This window comes from Mesorhizobium sp. M8A.F.Ca.ET.218.01.1.1, from assembly GCF_004791165.1.
Taxonomy (GTDB): Bacteria; Pseudomonadota; Alphaproteobacteria; order Rhizobiales; family Rhizobiaceae; genus Mesorhizobium.
Window position 1 is genome coordinate 231,875 of record NZ_SRUZ01000003.1, and the last position, 14,472, is coordinate 246,346.

The window sequence follows — 14,472 nt, forward strand, 5'->3', positions numbered from 1 at the left end:
AGATGCTGTTCATCGTCATCGAGGATTTCACCGGCTGCGACCGCAAGGAAATCTATCGCCGGTTCCGCGACCGGGGCCGCCTGAAGCCGGAGGAGCTTGTCGTGCATCATAGCTGGATCGCGGCCGATATGAGCCGCTGTTTCCTGCTGGTGGAGGCCGATGATGTCACGCTCCTGCAGCGATGGGTCATCGAATGGGCTGATCTGGTCGAGTTCGAGATCGTGCCCGTGGCGACCAACAAGGACATGGTGGTGGCCTTGAGCGGGCACCTCTAGCCATCGCCCTCCTGGGTCAGCGCAGCGCCGGGGAGTCCACGGCGCGCCGGCATTCATCGATCAGCCAAGCGCGGAACGCGGCCACGACATCGCGCCTTGCGCTTCGCTCCGGGACAGTCAGGCAGTAGGGCTGTCGCAGGGCGATTGCGCTCGCGGCGGGCCGCACCAGCCTGCCGTCCTCCACCGCCTCGGCACAGTAAATCCCTTGCGCCAGCGCCACGCCCAACCCCGAAATCGCGAGGTCGAGGGCCGCGCGCGACGAATTGGCCGACAGGCCGCGCCGCAATGCCCGGCCAGATTGGGCATTCGTCGCCTCGAACCAGTTGCGCCAGGACGGAAACGAAGCGCCGGTCGGTCCCCAATCCGTGTGGATCAGCGGCAGCCCGGCGAGCGGCTCGCCGCCTGCCTTGATCATGCCGGCAAGCTTTGGCGCGCAGACCGGATAGACCGCGTCCCTGGCAATATCCTCGGTCGGATGTTCGCGATAGTGCGGACCGTAGGAGAGCCTGATGTCGATCAGTTCGCGGTCGAACGGCACCGGGTCGTCATCGCCCCGCACCGATATGTCGGCGGCGCCATGGCTTGCGACGAAGCCGGCCAGACGCTGCGAAAGCCAGCCCATGGCCATGGATGGCGGCACCGATACGACCAGACGCGGGCGGAATGCATCGCCGCCCAGTTCGCGCGAGACGCTGCCGATCTCCTGGAAAGCCACGGTCAGCCGCGGCAACATTTCCACGCCCGCCTCGGTGAGGACAACGCGCCGGTTGATCCGCTGAAACAGCTTGCGGCCCATCTGCTCCTCCAAGGTGCGGATAAGCTGGCTGACGGCGGCAGCCGAGACCGAAAGTTCTTCCGCCGCCGCGGCAAAGCTGCCCGTACGTGCGGCGGCTTCGAAAGCCTGGAGCCCTTTCAGGGATGGGGATGTGACCATGATCGCCAGATAGATAAGCTTAGCTTATCCAAATCGCAGGAATCGTCGTTTTTGGAAAGCTTTTTTGCGGACTAGAGTGGTCTTCATCAATCTCCAGCCTGGATCGAGGCCGATGGACCATCGCGACATCATCGCGTCACTGACGACAGAAGAGCGCAATCGCCTGACGGCCAAATCCGATGTCGCGGGCCTGTTCCAGCTCGGCGCTCACTTGGGTGCGATTGTCATCATTGGATCGCTGATCGCGGCCGAGGTGCCGTTCTGGCCATTGCTGATGCTGCCGCAAGGCATCCTGATCGTGTTCCTGTTCACGCTGCTGCACGAGTCGGTTCACCGCACGGCTTTCAATACGCAGCGGCTGAATGACGGCGTGGCGCGGCTGTGCAGCCTGGCCATCGGGCTGCCCGCCGACTGGTTCCGCTACTTCCACTTCGCTCACCACCGGTACACGCAGGATCCGGAAAACGATCCCGAGCTTGCCTTCCCGAAGCCTGAGACCTTGCGGCAATACATTGTCCACGTCTCGGGCCTGCCGGTGTGGTGGGGGCATTTCAAGACGCTGTACACCAATGCGCGTGGGGACTGCCACGATAGCTATGTGCCGCCAAAGGGCCTGCCCAAAGTGCGCGCCGAGGCACGTGCGATGATCGGGTTCTATGTCGTGGTCCTGGCGCTTGCCATCTGGTTCGAGGCAACGGTGCTGTTCTATGTCTGGATCTTGCCGGCTCTGCTCGGACAGCCATTCCTGCGGCTTTATCTGCTGGCCGAGCACGGCCGCTGCCCGTTCGTCGCGAACATGCTGGAAAACACCAGGACGACGCTGACCAATTGGGCGGTGCGCAAGCTGGCCTGGAACATGCCGTTCCATGCCGAGCATCATGCCTATCCCGGCGTGCCGTTTCATCAATTGCCGCGGTTTCACGCGCTGATCGAGCGGCACCTGAAGGTGGTCGAGCCCGGCTATGTCAGCTTCCACGAGAAATACCTGGAGACGCTGCGCTGACCTTGCGCCGATGCGTTAGCCGGTCTGGCTGCGCGGCGCACGCGCTTTCAACAGATGCTGGATGTCAGCCGCCTTCGACGGCACGCCGATCAGATAGCCTTGCGCCTCGACACAACCGTTGTCGCGCAGCATGTCGAGTTGCCTCTCGGTTTCGACGCCCTCGGCGGTGACGACGATGCCAAGTTCGGTGCCGAGACCGATGATAGAGCGAACGATCGCCGCCGTGTCGCGATTGCCCATGTCGCGAATGAATGATCGGTCGATCTTGATCTTGTCGACCGGAAAACGCCTGAGGTAGCCGAGCGAGGAATAGCCGGTCCCGAAATCGTCCAGCGCGATGCGGATACCGAGCTCACGCAACTGGCGCAGCGTTTTCAGCACGGCCTTGCTCTCGTCCATCAGTACGGTTTCGGTGATTTCCAGTTCCAACTGTCCGGCCGGGACGCCGGAAAAAGCCAGCGCCGAGATGACGGCGCGGGCAAACCCGCTGCTTTTGAGCTGCACCGCCGAGACATTGACCGCAATGCGCAAACCCGGCGGCCAGCTAGCCGCCGTCGCGCAGGCTTTCCTCAGCGCCCACTCGCCAAGCGGCACGATCAGCCCTGTCTCTTCGGCGACGGGAATGAAGTCGTCCGGCACCACCTTGCCGCGCGCCGGCGAATGCCAGCGCATCAAGGCCTCCGCGCCGATGATCTCGCCCGAGGCGATGTTCATGATGGGCTGGAAATCGAGATCGAACTCCTGGCGCGGCAGCGCGGTCTCCAGGTCGACTTCAAGCGCCCGCCGGGCCTGCACGGCGGCGTCCATTCCAGGTTCGAAGAAGCGATAGAGGTTTCGCCCTTCGCTCTTCGCCCGATAGAGCGCCGTGTCGGCGTTCTTCAGCAGCGTGTCGGCGTCACGGCCATCGGCGGGGAAAACGGCGATGCCCAGGCTGACGCCGACATGCATCTCGCGGCTCTTGTCGCGAAATGGTTTTGCGATTGCCTCGACGATGCGCTTCGCCAGTTTCTCGGCATCGGCAATGCCCACGGAGTTGGATTGGATGACGACGAACTCATCGCCGCCGAAACGGGCGATCATGTCCGCATCGTCGCGCAGGCAACGCTGCAGTCTTTCGGCCACTCTCTTCAACAGCCAGTCACCGGCAGGGTGTCCCCAGGTGTCGTTCACAGCCTTGAAACGGTCGAGGTCGAGCGAGAAGATCGCGAGCGGCGTAGCGGCCACATCCTCCAACGCATGGTCGAGCCGTTCGCGAAACATCGATCGGTTCGGCAGCCCAGTCAGCGTGTCGTGATGCGCAAGATGGGTCATGCGCTCTTCGGCCAAACGGCGTTCCGTGACGTCGTCGAACGTCGCCACCCAACCGCCGCCACTCATCGGCTGGCGCACGACCAGAATCGTCCTGCCGTCGGCGAGATGGCGATACGTCGAATGCATTTTTCCCGCCCGCCGGCAGGCTTCGGTCTTGGCGACTTCGCTGTCGACGTCGATCTTCGTGTAGATGCCGAGTTCCAGCAATCGTTCGAGGGCGTCGCGGTGCGTCGTTCCAAGCGGGAAGTCGGCCGCCGTGACATTGTACAGTTCCAGAAAACGCCCGTTGCGCACGATCATCTTGCCGTCGGCGTCGTACATCAGCAGGCCTTGCGACATGTTGGCGAGCGCGGCGTCGAAGCGGCGATGCTGCTCCTTGAGATCCTGCTCGGCGCGCCGCTGTTCGGTGATGTCCTCGTAGATCGAGACCCAGCCGCCCGAAGCCAGCGGCCGGTGCGAGATAAGGATGATGCGGCCGTCCGACAGGACTTCTTCGTAGGCCGAAGGTTTCGCCTGGTCGATATAGGGCTTGCGGATGGCGTAGAGCTCATCGGCGCTTTGCGAGGCGACGCCGAGGTCGACGCTATGGCGCAGGATGTCGATGAAGCGGATGCCTGGCCGCATCACCTTGGCATCGAGGTGGAAGATGTCGATGTAGTTGCGGTTGCAGATGATCATGCGTTCATCGGCGTCGAACATGCATAGGCCATGCGACATGTTTTCGACAGCGGCTGAAAAGCGTTCGTTCTGCTCGCGCAGCTCATCTTGCATGCGGCGAGAGTGTTCCACGCCTCCGGCCGCCCGTTCCGGGACGACCGAACCATCCTTGACATCCACGACGGGCATGAGGCGCCCCTGCGGTGCTTGATCGAACACCACACTGTTGACGCTTCCGGTTAATTTAGCGTTTTCTACCCTAGCGCGGATGTCGCAACGTGATGTCTTGACGTCTCGATCGCCGAAAACCGCTTCAGGAAGGCATTCTGCGCCGAGGTCACCGAGCGTGGCGCGAAGTCGAAGCGCTCCGCGGAAAAACCGCGCGGGCGGCCGAAGAACTCCGTCGCCTCGGCGCTCGAAAAGCCGGCGAGCAGCGTTGCCTCGAAATAGGCGGCGATCTGGTCGGCGCGCTTGATCTCCTTGCGCAGGACGGCGGCCGGTTCGGGAGGCAGCGAGAAACGCAGATGGATGGCGCGCTGCAGGCGCAATTCGCAATCCTTGTAGCTGCCGCCCATCACCGACTTGAATGGCGAGATCATGTCGCCGATGACATATTCGGGGGCGTCGTGCAGCAGCGCCGCCAACTGGTCGTCGGCCGAAGCCTGGGGCACCAGTTCGTTGAACAGCGCCTCGACCAGCAGCGAATGCTGGGCGACGGAAAAGGCGTGCTCGCCGCGGGTCTGGCCATTCCAGCGGGCAACGCGGGCAAGCCCATGCGCAATGTCCGAGATCTCGATGTCGAGCGGCGAGGGGTCGAGCAGGTCGAGCCTGCGGCCTGACAGCATGCGCTGCCAGGCGCGTGGTGGCGCGCCGGCGCGGTCCGCCGCCATCAGGTTTCCTCCGTGCTGACGGCTTCCTGCGGGAAACTGAATTTGGCCCAGGCAGGAATGGTGAGCGTCACCGGCGCATCGGCCGCCAGAATCGGTTGGCCAACGTCCAACGCCGCCTTGACCCTGTCTATGCGGGCAATGGCGAGCCCTGATGTGCCGGCACTTGAGCCGAGCGTGCCAACCGACCGCCCCTCGACAGTCAGTTCGGTGCCGACGGGGGGCAGGGGAAGCCCGGCCTCGACAATCAGCACGCGCCGCCTGGCCGTGCCCCGATGCTGCATGCGCGAGACCACCTCCTGGCCGACATAGCAGCCCTTCTTGAAGCCGACACCGCCCATCTCGTCGAGCAGCACGTCATGCGGGAACGCATCGCCGAGTGCATAGTCGGGTCCGCTCTCGGCAATGCCGTGGGCGATGCGAAAGGCCTGCCACGCGGCGATGTCGCCGGTATCCGCGGTGCCGGCATAGAAGCGCGTGACGCCTTCGTCGCCAAAGCGCCTGTCGGCGACCGCGGTTGAATCACTTTCTGAGGCGATTGATTCCTTTCCCCACGCGACGGTGACAAGCGTTTGTTCCGACTTGGCAATCTCGACCTTGGCGCGAAGCTTGTAGAGCATCAGCCGGCGAATGAAATCGTCTGAAACGTCGGCACGGCATTCGATGCGGAAGGCGTTTTCGCCGGCCCGCGAGATCAGGAAGTCGAACAGGATCTTGCCCTGCGGCGTCAACAACGCACCAGGCTTGGCCTCACCATTGCCAAGCGCATCGAGATCGGTGGTCAGGATGTTCTGCAGAAAGTGCTCGGCATCCGGGCCGGAGACGGTGATGAGCGCGCGGTCTTTCAGCAGGGCAAAGGGCATGGGGCGGATAAAAGCCTGATCTTGCAAAACGGTTGGCCATTACGTAAGCCGCTGACACTCCCCCCGCAAGAGAGCATCACCATGACCTACGACCTCATCCTGACAGGCGGCACAGTGGTCAATCATGACGGCGAGGGACTGCGCGACGTCGGCGTGAAGGCGGGGCGCATCGCCGCGATCGGCGATCTGCGTCAGGCCTCGGCTGGCGAGACGATCGACTGCCGGGGCCTGCATATCCTGCCCGGCGTCGTCGACAGCCAGGTGCATTTCCGCGAGCCGGGACTGGAGCACAAGGAAGACCTGGAAACGGGTTCGCGCGCGGCGGTGCTGGGCGGTGTCACCGCCGTGTTCGAAATGCCCAACACCAACCCGCTGACCACCAGCGAGGCAACGCTTGCCGACAAGGTCCGGCGCGGCAGCGGCCGCATGCATTGCGATTTTGCTTACTGGGTTGGCGGTACCCGCGACAACGCCAGGGACGTCGGCGACCTCGAACGTTTGCCGGGGGCCGCTGGAATAAAGGTCTTCATGGGCTCGTCCACCGGCGACCTGCTGGTCGAGGACGATGAAGGTGTCGCCTCGATCCTGCGAAACACCCGCCGCCGCGCCGCTTTTCATTCGGAGGACGAGTTCCGCCTGCGCGAGCGCCTGGGCGAGCGCATCGAGGGCGACCCGTCATCGCATCCGGTCTGGCGTGACGAGATCGCCGCCTTGCGCTGCACCGAAAGGCTGGTCCGCATCGCGCGCGACGTCCGCGCCCGCATCCACGTCCTGCACATCTCGACCGCCGAGGAAATACTGTTCCTCGAACAACACAAGGATGTCGCGACCTGCGAGGCCACACCGCACCATCTGACGCTGAGCGCCGACGACTATGCGCGCCTCGGCACGCTGATCCAGATGAACCCGCCGGTGCGCGACAAGCGCCATCGCGACGGCGTCTGGCATGGCATTGCGCAGGGCATTGTCGACGTGCTCGGCTCCGACCACGCGCCGCACACATTGGCCGAGAAGGCAAAATCCTATCCGGCTTCACCCTCGGGCATGACCGGCGTGCAGACGCTGGTGCCGATCATGCTCGACCACATCAATGCCGGCCGGCTGACCCTGCAGCGCTTTGTCGATCTCTCCAGTCATGGCCCGCAGCGCATCTTCGGCATGGCCCGGAAAGGCCGCATCGCCGCCGGCTACGACGCCGACTTCACCATCGTCGACATGAAGCGGCGCGAGACCATCACCAACGCGCAGGCCGGCTCGAAAGCCGGCTGGACACCCTATGACGGCAAGCAGGTGACCGGCTGGCCGGTCGGCACCGTCATCCGCGGTCAGCGCGTCATGTGGGAAGGCGAAATCGCCACGCCAGGCCAGGGCAGGGCGGTGGAGTTCTCCGAGGCGCTGCCTGGTTAGGCAACCAGTGGCTGTGCGTCACGTCTTTGTTTTTTAAGCGTTCCACACTATGTTCAAGGCATTATGCAGGCACATAGCGCGCCTATGATTGACCCCGCCGAGTTTCCAGAGCTGCAAGCGCTCTTGTGGAATCGCGATGCCGCGCGACTGATCCCGGCCAACGAAGCATTTGCGTTGTACGAGCGCAATTGGCGCTTTGTCGATCAGACACGGCTTACGACGCGCGAGAAATTGCTTATCCAGAATCTCGCCAGCGAATTCGGTCACGGTATCCTTCTGACTGCCGGCTGAATTGTCCTCCTGTGCTGGTTTTCGCCTCGCATTTGCAACCTCAAAACCGGACATTTCGCGAGCGGAAGCCATGAAGGAATTCAGAAAGCCGGAACACAGGATTATCGCTGAAGCCCTCGCGCTTATGGACCGCGATTTCCTGACCGCAGCCCAATGCTGGTTCGGTGGCGGGACGGCGATTGTGTTGAAATTGGGCGAGTATAGGCGGTCGTTGGACGTCGATTTTCTGTGCGCGGACGTCGACGGCTATCGCCAATTGCGAATGTCAGCAGTCGAACGCGGTGTAAGGGCATTCTTTCCTGAACCAGTCGAAGCTGTACGGGATTTTCGGATTGATCAGTATGGCCTGAGGACCGTGGTAAAGTTGAGGGGGCAATTGATCAAGTTTGAAATCGTTCGTGAAGCCCGCATCCCATTGCAAGGTCGTTTCGACGACGATCTAAATGTACCTTCTTTGACCCCCTCGGACATGTTCGCCGAGAAGTTATTGGCGAATGCCGATCGATGCCAAGACCGTGCTGTCGGCTATCGCGATGCTATTGATCTGGGGATGTTGATCAGCGCCTACCGGGAGATCCCGAGCGACGCTGTAGCCAAGGCCCAGGCTGCATATGGACAGGATATCCAGCGCAAGGTTGTTTGGGTGGTTAACAAGCTTCGGGATGCGGAAGAATTGAATTACGCAGCCGAGATCCTACAGATGGAGGCTGACATGGCTTGCGGCGCCATTTCGGCTCTTCGAAATGAGAGCATTCGCATTTGGCCTGATGCTGACATCAGCGAAGAACCTGCCAGCCCGCTCAAATAGCAACATCGTCTACGATGCTTGCATCCTGGCGCAACCAGGCAGGCGATGGCTTCAATCGCCGGCCACGAAGAAGGTCCATTGTCCGGCGGGTGTGATGCCGACGCGATAGAAGATGTAGGCGCCGAACTGTTTCATGTCGTCGAAATCGCCGGCCGTGACGATCTTGAACAGCTCGACCCGCTGCTTGGCGTCGAGTTTGTCGAGCGGCAGCGCGAAGAAATACGGCCAGACATAGAGTTCCTGTGGCGTGCCCGCATCGACACGGACGTAGCCGGCGGAGAGCACCTCCTCCAGAATAGCCAGGATCTCCTGGCCGTCAGGGTCGCCCGACAGCCCGTTGAGGAAGGCGATGGCGTCGCCATCGATATCGGCAAGCGACAGTTGGGTCATGCTGTCGCCCTTGCCGATCAAGGGCCTGAGCTTCTCGATGTCGCCGCTCTTGCAGGCTTCGATGATCAGGTCATGCATGCGCCGCACCGGCTCGGGCAGCTTGCCGAGGTCGTAGACGACTTCCGGCAGGGGCGCCTCGGGATCGACACGCGGCCTGTTGCTGCCGCCATCCGATGGAGTGTCAGGCTCCGCGGCGTCGGGAGCGGCCGGTTGGCTGCTCGAAGGCGATGTCCCCACCGGGTCAGGCATGGGAACTGTGCTTCCGGGCGTTGAACTATCGCCATCCGTCGACGGTGTGACCGGCGAGGGGAGTTCTTCGTTTTTGATCTCGCTCAGTGCATAGGCAGGGCTGCTGGCCAGGCACGTCGCCAAGGCAATCGCGCCACAGCAAGCAGCGAGGCGGATGTAGAGGACAAGGCCCTTCGGCCTGCCTGACATCGGAAAATTCACTGCCCGTATCTCCCTGCTCCGGGCATGGTGCCCGATCGGCATCCAATCGTCAAAGAACCTGATATCGGTTCAGTGCCGCAGCCGCTCGGGTTCGAAGGCGCCAGCAATCACTTTTTCACGCATACGGTCCAGCAGGGCAAGGGCCGAGGTCTCGCCATTGGCGCGCAGCATTTCGCCGAATGCCGTTTCGAGTGCCGCCTCGGCAATGATCTCGGGCTCGATGCCGGCCGAAAGACCTTCCGCCCAGGCTTCGCTGTGGCTCTCAACCGCCGTCAGGCGCTTCTCTTCCCTGACCAGCGCGTCGATGTCGTTGGCAGCATGTTCCATAAGCGATGTCCACCCTTTCAAGCGGCAACCCATCAGTGTGGATCAGGCTTGATCTGTTCCATTCATAGGCAGCTCCAAGTAAGTATCTGTAAATACGACATTTTTTAGATCGTCTGTTACAGGGGCCGACTGTGTTTGGCGAAGCTGCGTTTCAACCCGGATCAAACTTAGCCGATTAGGCCGGCCTGCGGGGCGAAAACCTTCAGTTTGAGTTAATTCCGCATTCGCGTGGTAACGTTTGATTAACGCTGTTGCAGAAGTGCAACATCAGGATTGCACCAAGACTTGGACAGGCACAAGCCGGATATGGCGATCATCGGTCGCGACGGGCCTGATATCTGTTGATGGATGCTCAGTTGCCATAACGCGAGGCGATGTCGCGCGACAGCGTCTCACCTTCCTTCATATAACGGCTGATGGCTTCAGTGGCCGAAGCGGTGCACTGGGTGTAGGTGCCGCCGAAGGAACGATAGCCGCGGTTGAAGCTGGCGATGAAGCGGGCGCGGCGTTCCGGGTCAGGGTTTTCCGAATCGAGCAGTTTTTCCATCTCGTCCCGCCACTGGTCGCCTTTCTCCCCGCACAGATTGCGCAGGAAATGCAGTGACCCCAGAACTTCCGCCAGCCGCATCAGCCCCGGCTCGAACGGCGACTCGGCACTGAAGGCAGGCCGCGCCGGGACAGCCGCGCTGACAGCAAGGCAAATGGCGAGGAGTATTGACGGACGGTTCATAAATCTTCTCTGCCCGACGGCTTAGGCCGTTATCGTCTGTCGAACGGCTTAAGCCGTCATGGCTGGCGAGACAACATAAGCCTTGTGACGAAACAATTTGTCGCCTGCAAGGCGATTTTCAGTGCCGGCTCAGTGGGTCTGAAGGGGACCGAGGAGTTCCTCTGCGACCGCGAATACCGAGCCGACAAGCGGCAGCAGGGTCATCTCCTTGAGTGTATAGAAGGCGGCTGTCTCGGCGTCGTCGCTGGCCACGGCCTCGCCACCGGCATAGGCGCCGCCGAATACCGTGAGCAGATAGTCGACTGGGTGGCTGTCGTCCCTGCCGTCGATGTGGATTTCCCGAAGCGGCCGCAAGCCGGTGGCGCGCAAGCCGGTCTCTTCCATCAGTTCACGCCGTGCCGCATCCTCCAGCGTCTCGTCGCCTTCGACCTTGCCGCCGGGAAAGGCGTAGAGCCCTTGCGAAGGCGGCCTTGCCCGTTTCACGAGGAGTATGCTGTCCCCCCGCACGACGGCGACCGAGACGGCGGGAAGTGTCTTTCGTGCTTCGTTCATGATCGGGCTCATTCGCGGGCCGGTCTGTTGTGGACCGCCCGGTAAGAGGAAGCATTACCGGTTGCGCAACACCGGTTCCATAGCCACTTTCGGAGCCGAACCATTCGAAAGGCTCCATCATGTGCGGACGTTTTGCCTTGACCGCCACGCCGGACCGGACCGCCGCCTTCCTGGGCCTTGCCGAGCTCGAGGATTTCCCGGCCCGCTACAACATCGCGCCGACGCAGCCGGTCCTGATGGCGACTGCTGGCGTGCCGCGGGCTGCAGGCTCCAACCTGCCGGATCGGCAGCCGATGCTGGTGCGCTGGGGGCTCATTCCCGCCTGGGTCAAGGACACCAGGGAGTTTCCGCTGCTGTTCAACGCGCGCTCGGAAGGCGCAATCGAAAAGGCCTCGTTCAAGGCCGCCATGCGCCATCGCCGCGCGCTGGTGCCGGCATCCGGCTTTTACGAGTGGCGGCAGACCGGAGGCAAGAAGGGGCAACCCTACTGGATTCGGCCGCGGCATGGCGGGTTGGTTGCCTTTGCCGGCCTGATCGAAACCTATGCCGAGCCGGGCGGCTCGGAGATGGACACCGGCGCCATCCTGACCGTCAACGCCAACGCCGACATCGGCCATATCCATGACCGCATGCCGGTGGTGGTCGATGTCTCCGACTTTGCCCGCTGGCTGGATTGCCGCACGCTCGAACCGCGCGATGTCGCCGATCTGCTGCGGCCGGCGCAGCCCGATTTCTTCGAGGCGATTCCTGTTTCCGGCCTCGTCAACAAGGTCGCCAACACCGGACCGGAGATTCAAAAGAGGGGCGAGATCGGGCCGGAACCCGAGAAAGTCAGGCGCCAGAAACCCGGCGCGGACGACAGTCAGATGACGCTGTTCTAGCGAAGCCAGTCGGGGGTCTTTATTGTCCAGGGCGCTTGTTCGCGCCCTCGGTGTCGGCCGGGGCGCCGCTTCAGGCGGCGCGGGGCGATACGATCTTCTGCGCCGGCTTCTTCTTCTTGGCGGTGTGAAGAAGGGCGGCGACGATGGCTGCCGGACCGATCGCACGATAGTGGTTGGCCAGCGCCGGTTGCTTGGCGCGATTGGCTTCCTGCTTGCTTCGAGACATGTTTCTCTTCCCAGATAACGTTTTCGTGTATGCGACTTGGTCGCCGAATCCGACCAAATCGTGACGCTTGCTGATCTAGCCGGCGAATGTTTCATGACTGTGCCGACATGTTTAATAAAATGTTTCATTGGCTGATTCCGTGTAATCGGGCGATGCGTTTGCCAGCCCTCGCGATGTTTTTCCCGGGATCAGCGACTTGACGGCAACACTGGTCGGGGCGATAAAGCCGCCCATGAAAACGTCTTTCGCCATTTGTGGCATTTGCATTATTGGCTAGCCTCGCGCTGGTCCGGACGTTTTCGCCTCATCTTCCCCAGATTGGACAAACGCCCCGGCCAGCAGGCTGGAGTCTGATTTGCGCCTCGGCGCGGGGCTGGCTCCATCCAGACAAGAAGTTCTGAAACCGGGAAGGCTTGGAATGTCTGACGCATCGCAGGGCCTGCGCCTCTACAACACGCTGACGCGCGCGAAAGAGGACTTCGTGCCGATCGATCCGCGAAATGTGCGCATGTATGTCTGCGGCCCGACCGTCTACGACTTCGCCCATATCGGCAACGCCAGGCCGGTCATCGTCTTCGACGTGCTGTTCCGTCTGCTGCGCCATCTCTATGGCGAGACGCACGTCACCTATGTGCGCAACATCACCGACGTCGACGACAAGATCAACGCGCGCGCGTTGCGCGATTTCGGCGGCGAGATATCAGCCGGCACACTGTCGCTCAACGAAGCGATCCGGCGGGTTACCGAAAAAACCGCCGACCAGTTCCACAGGGACGTCGCCACGCTTGGCTGCCTGGAGCCGACGGTCGAGCCGCGCGCCACCGAATTCGTCGAGCCCCGCGCCGACGGCAAGGCGGACATGATCACCTTGATTCAAAGCCTGATCGGACGCGGCCATGCCTATGTCGCGGCGGGCGAAGTTCTGTTCGATACGGCGTCGATGCCGGACTATGGGCAATTGTCGAAACGCAATCTCGACGAGCAGCAGGCCGGCGCCCGCATCGCCGTCGACGCGCACAAGAAAAACCCCGGCGATTTCGTGCTGTGGAAACTGTCTTCGGCCGAAGAGCCGGGCTGGCAAAGTCCGTGGGGCAGGGGCCGGCCCGGCTGGCATATCGAATGCTCGGCCATGTCGGCTGCCTATCTCGGCGAGGTCTTCGACATCCATGGCGGCGGCCTTGATCTGATCTTCCCGCACCATGAGAACGAGATCGCCCAGTCGCGCTGCGCCCACGGCACGTCGGTCATGGCCAATGTGTGGATGCACAACGGCTTCCTGCAGGTCGAGGGCCAGAAGATGTCGAAGAGCCTCGGTAATTTCTACTCGATCCACGAATTGCTGGAGACCGACACTTTTGGTGGTCGCAAATGGCCGGGCGACGTGCTGCGGCTGGCGATGCTGATGACGCATTATCGCGAACCGATCGACTTTTCCGTGCGCAAGCTGGAGGAGGCGGAAAACACGCTGCGCAAATGGAAACGCGCGGCGGATCTGGCGCCGGCCGCGGGAAGTCGGTTGCCGGTGGAGGTGGTGGAGGCGCTGTCGGATGACCTCGCGACCTATGCGGCCTTCCAGCAACTGACCCAGCTTGCAGGCGAGGCGGCCGAATTCAGCGGCGTTGGCGAAAATGGCGCTGCGGCTTCCTTGAAAACCTCGCTCGCATTCCTCGGTTTCGACGTCGGCGCGGCTAAGGTCGACGAGGTCGCGATCGCTCAGGCCATCGCCAGGCGCCTGCAGTTCATCGCCGCGAAGAACTGGGCCGAGGCCGACCGCATCCGCGATGAACTGCTGGCCAAGGGAGTGCAGCTGAAGGACGGCAAGGACCCGGTCACCGGCGAGCGCATGACGACTTGGGAGATCAAGCGGTGAGAGTGGTTGCTGTTATGGCCGGAGTGGAGAGGTTGGCGGGCCGTAGAGAGCTGATCTCGACAGTCCAAGGTGCCGGCAGCCCGCCAAGGCTGCTGCGCTTCTGGAACGACGACGTGATCCGCGATATCGACAATGTCTGCCAGCACATCGTCATCGAGGCCGGCCTGGCCGATGCTGAAATGCCGGCGAGCGAACCGGCAACGGAGGAACTCGTTCCATGATCGACCATCTCGGCATCACCGTGTCTGATTTCGACAATTCAAAAGCCTTCTACGACAAGGCGATGGCGCCGCTGGGTGCCTCGCTGCTTTACATGGTGCCGCAGGAATACACCGGTGGCGCCAGGGTCGGCGGTTATGGCCGCGACCGGCCAGTGTTCTGGCTGAGCGCGGCCAGCGAAAAGCCCCGAGATCACCAGCACGTCGCCTTCACCGCGCGCAGCCGCGCCGAGGTCGACGCCTTCCATGCCGCCGCCCTTGCAGCCGGCGGCAAGGACAATGGCGGACCGGGCCTGCGCCCGCACTATCACCCCAACTACTACGGCGCCTTCGTCTTCGATCCCGACGGCAACAATGTCGAGGCGGTCTGCCATGATCCGGAGTGAGCCCAT

The 14,472-nt window shown here is 62.3% G+C and carries 18 protein-coding genes; 9 read left to right on the plus strand and 9 right to left on the minus strand.

Annotated elements, in window-relative coordinates; genetic code table 11:
• The first annotated feature begins 2 nt into the window (after nucleotides 1-2).
• Nucleotides 3-275 carry a DUF3303 family protein gene (locus EN861_RS12230; RefSeq protein WP_127871388.1) on the plus strand — a complete coding sequence of 91 codons (273 nt, stop codon included), beginning with the start codon at nucleotides 3-5 and terminating at the stop codon, nucleotides 273-275.
• 16 nt (nucleotides 276-291) lie between these two features.
• Here EN861_RS12230 and EN861_RS12235 read toward each other — a convergent pair whose 3' ends face one another.
• Nucleotides 292-1,209: a LysR substrate-binding domain-containing protein gene (locus EN861_RS12235; protein WP_135863744.1), complete on the minus strand. Its 918-nt coding sequence runs from the start codon at nucleotides 1,207-1,209 to the stop codon at nucleotides 292-294.
• A gap of 112 nt (nucleotides 1,210-1,321) precedes the next feature.
• On the opposite strand from EN861_RS12235, the gene EN861_RS12240 reads away from it, so the two are divergent.
• Nucleotides 1,322-2,212 (plus strand): fatty acid desaturase family protein, encoded by an 891-nt coding sequence (locus tag EN861_RS12240; RefSeq protein ID WP_135863746.1) that lies wholly within the window; start codon nucleotides 1,322-1,324, stop codon nucleotides 2,210-2,212.
• 15 nt (nucleotides 2,213-2,227) lie between these two features.
• On the opposite strand, the gene EN861_RS12245 is transcribed toward EN861_RS12240, so the two are convergent.
• From EN861_RS12245 to EN861_RS12255, 3 genes are all read right to left on the minus strand, one after another.
• Nucleotides 2,228-4,369 carry an EAL domain-containing protein gene (locus EN861_RS12245; RefSeq protein ID WP_135863748.1) on the minus strand — a complete coding sequence of 714 codons (2,142 nt, stop codon included), beginning with the start codon at nucleotides 4,367-4,369 and terminating at the stop codon, nucleotides 2,228-2,230.
• Between the two features lie 65 nt (nucleotides 4,370-4,434).
• The gene (locus EN861_RS12250) at nucleotides 4,435-5,070 is read right to left on the minus strand and encodes an HD family hydrolase (RefSeq protein ID WP_127871392.1); all 636 of its coding nucleotides are present in this window, start codon (nucleotides 5,068-5,070) and stop codon (nucleotides 4,435-4,437) included.
• The gene (locus tag EN861_RS12255) at nucleotides 5,070-5,930 is read right to left on the minus strand and encodes a folate-binding protein YgfZ (RefSeq protein ID WP_135863750.1); all 861 of its coding nucleotides are present in this window, start codon (nucleotides 5,928-5,930) and stop codon (nucleotides 5,070-5,072) included. Before EN861_RS12255 ends, EN861_RS12250 begins: the two co-directional genes overlap by 1 nt.
• A 75-nt stretch (nucleotides 5,931-6,005) precedes the next feature.
• Between EN861_RS12255 and EN861_RS12260 the strand changes: the two genes are divergently transcribed.
• From EN861_RS12260 to EN861_RS12270, 3 genes are all read left to right on the plus strand, one after another.
• The gene (locus EN861_RS12260; RefSeq protein ID WP_189343639.1) at nucleotides 6,006-7,337 is read left to right on the plus strand and encodes a dihydroorotase; all 1,332 of its coding nucleotides are present in this window, start codon (nucleotides 6,006-6,008) and stop codon (nucleotides 7,335-7,337) included.
• Nucleotides 7,338-7,421: 84 nt separating this feature from the next.
• The gene (locus EN861_RS12265; RefSeq protein ID WP_245511629.1) at nucleotides 7,422-7,628 is read left to right on the plus strand and encodes a hypothetical protein; all 207 of its coding nucleotides are present in this window, start codon (nucleotides 7,422-7,424) and stop codon (nucleotides 7,626-7,628) included.
• A 70-nt stretch (nucleotides 7,629-7,698) separates the two neighbouring features.
• Complete coding sequence (locus EN861_RS12270) at nucleotides 7,699-8,436, plus strand: nucleotidyl transferase AbiEii/AbiGii toxin family protein (RefSeq protein WP_127278317.1); 738 nt, start codon at nucleotides 7,699-7,701, stop codon at nucleotides 8,434-8,436.
• A 51-nt stretch (nucleotides 8,437-8,487) separates the two neighbouring features.
• Here EN861_RS12270 and EN861_RS12275 read toward each other — a convergent pair whose 3' ends face one another.
• From EN861_RS12275 to EN861_RS12290, 4 genes are all read right to left on the minus strand, one after another.
• Complete coding sequence (locus tag EN861_RS12275; protein ID WP_189343616.1) at nucleotides 8,488-9,276, minus strand: hypothetical protein; 789 nt, start codon at nucleotides 9,274-9,276, stop codon at nucleotides 8,488-8,490.
• A gap of 69 nt (nucleotides 9,277-9,345) precedes the next feature.
• Complete coding sequence (locus EN861_RS12280; protein WP_015318556.1) at nucleotides 9,346-9,603, minus strand: hypothetical protein; 258 nt, start codon at nucleotides 9,601-9,603, stop codon at nucleotides 9,346-9,348.
• A gap of 352 nt (nucleotides 9,604-9,955) precedes the next feature.
• A complete protein-coding gene (locus EN861_RS12285) occupies nucleotides 9,956-10,333 on the minus strand; it encodes a TIGR02301 family protein (RefSeq protein WP_127278315.1) in 378 nt (125 codons plus the stop codon).
• Between the two features lie 129 nt (nucleotides 10,334-10,462).
• Nucleotides 10,463-10,885: an NUDIX hydrolase gene (locus EN861_RS12290; protein WP_135863754.1), complete on the minus strand. Its 423-nt coding sequence runs from the start codon at nucleotides 10,883-10,885 to the stop codon at nucleotides 10,463-10,465.
• A 119-nt stretch (nucleotides 10,886-11,004) separates the two neighbouring features.
• Here EN861_RS12290 and EN861_RS12295 point away from each other — a divergent pair, with 119 nt between their 5' ends.
• Nucleotides 11,005-11,766, plus strand: a complete 762-nt coding sequence (locus tag EN861_RS12295; RefSeq protein ID WP_135863755.1) for an SOS response-associated peptidase — start codon at nucleotides 11,005-11,007, stop codon at nucleotides 11,764-11,766.
• Nucleotides 11,767-11,836: 70 nt separating this feature from the next.
• Here EN861_RS12295 and EN861_RS12300 read toward each other — a convergent pair whose 3' ends face one another.
• The gene (locus tag EN861_RS12300; protein WP_127278312.1) at nucleotides 11,837-11,992 is read right to left on the minus strand and encodes a hypothetical protein; all 156 of its coding nucleotides are present in this window, start codon (nucleotides 11,990-11,992) and stop codon (nucleotides 11,837-11,839) included.
• 418 nt (nucleotides 11,993-12,410) lie between these two features.
• Here EN861_RS12300 and cysS point away from each other — a divergent pair, with 418 nt between their 5' ends.
• The 3 genes from cysS to EN861_RS12315 are packed head-to-tail and all read left to right on the plus strand — an operon-like array spanning nucleotide 12,411 to nucleotide 14,466.
• Nucleotides 12,411-13,862: a cysteine--tRNA ligase gene (gene cysS / locus EN861_RS12305; protein ID WP_135863758.1), complete on the plus strand. Its 1,452-nt coding sequence runs from the start codon at nucleotides 12,411-12,413 to the stop codon at nucleotides 13,860-13,862.
• 32 nt (nucleotides 13,863-13,894) lie between these two features.
• Nucleotides 13,895-14,083 carry a hypothetical protein gene (locus tag EN861_RS12310; RefSeq protein ID WP_135863760.1) on the plus strand — a complete coding sequence of 63 codons (189 nt, stop codon included), beginning with the start codon at nucleotides 13,895-13,897 and terminating at the stop codon, nucleotides 14,081-14,083.
• Entirely contained in the window at nucleotides 14,080-14,466 is a 387-nt protein-coding gene (locus EN861_RS12315; protein ID WP_135863762.1) for a VOC family protein, read from the plus strand. Before EN861_RS12310 ends, EN861_RS12315 begins: the two co-directional genes overlap by 4 nt.
• Nucleotides 14,467-14,472: the final 6 nt, after the last annotated feature.

What these genes read in the sequence shown, in the direction of transcription:
- EN861_RS12230 (WP_127871388.1), top strand. Translation starts at nt 3, where the DNA reads ATGCTGTTCATCGTCATCGAGGATTTCACCGGCTGCGACCGCAAGGAA.
- EN861_RS12235 (WP_135863744.1), bottom strand. Translation starts at nt 1,209, where the DNA reads ATGGTCACATCCCCATCCCTGAAAGGGCTCCAGGCTTTCGAAGCCGCC.
- EN861_RS12240 (WP_135863746.1), top strand. Translation starts at nt 1,322, where the DNA reads ATGGACCATCGCGACATCATCGCGTCACTGACGACAGAAGAGCGCAAT.
- EN861_RS12245 (WP_135863748.1), bottom strand. Translation starts at nt 4,369, where the DNA reads ATGCCCGTCGTGGATGTCAAGGATGGTTCGGTCGTCCCGGAACGGGCG.
- EN861_RS12250 (WP_127871392.1), bottom strand. Translation starts at nt 5,070, where the DNA reads ATGGCGGCGGACCGCGCCGGCGCGCCACCACGCGCCTGGCAGCGCATG.
- EN861_RS12255 (WP_135863750.1), bottom strand. Translation starts at nt 5,930, where the DNA reads ATGCCCTTTGCCCTGCTGAAAGACCGCGCGCTCATCACCGTCTCCGGC.
- EN861_RS12265 (WP_245511629.1), top strand. Translation starts at nt 7,422, where the DNA reads ATGATTGACCCCGCCGAGTTTCCAGAGCTGCAAGCGCTCTTGTGGAAT.
- EN861_RS12270 (WP_127278317.1), top strand. Translation starts at nt 7,699, where the DNA reads ATGAAGGAATTCAGAAAGCCGGAACACAGGATTATCGCTGAAGCCCTC.
- EN861_RS12280 (WP_015318556.1), bottom strand. Translation starts at nt 9,603, where the DNA reads ATGGAACATGCTGCCAACGACATCGACGCGCTGGTCAGGGAAGAGAAG.
- EN861_RS12285 (WP_127278315.1), bottom strand. Translation starts at nt 10,333, where the DNA reads ATGAACCGTCCGTCAATACTCCTCGCCATTTGCCTTGCTGTCAGCGCG.
- EN861_RS12290 (WP_135863754.1), bottom strand. Translation starts at nt 10,885, where the DNA reads ATGAACGAAGCACGAAAGACACTTCCCGCCGTCTCGGTCGCCGTCGTG.
- EN861_RS12295 (WP_135863755.1), top strand. Translation starts at nt 11,005, where the DNA reads ATGTGCGGACGTTTTGCCTTGACCGCCACGCCGGACCGGACCGCCGCC.
- EN861_RS12300 (WP_127278312.1), bottom strand. Translation starts at nt 11,992, where the DNA reads ATGTCTCGAAGCAAGCAGGAAGCCAATCGCGCCAAGCAACCGGCGCTG.
- cysS (WP_135863758.1), top strand. Translation starts at nt 12,411, where the DNA reads ATGTCTGACGCATCGCAGGGCCTGCGCCTCTACAACACGCTGACGCGC.
- EN861_RS12315 (WP_135863762.1), top strand. Translation starts at nt 14,080, where the DNA reads ATGATCGACCATCTCGGCATCACCGTGTCTGATTTCGACAATTCAAAA.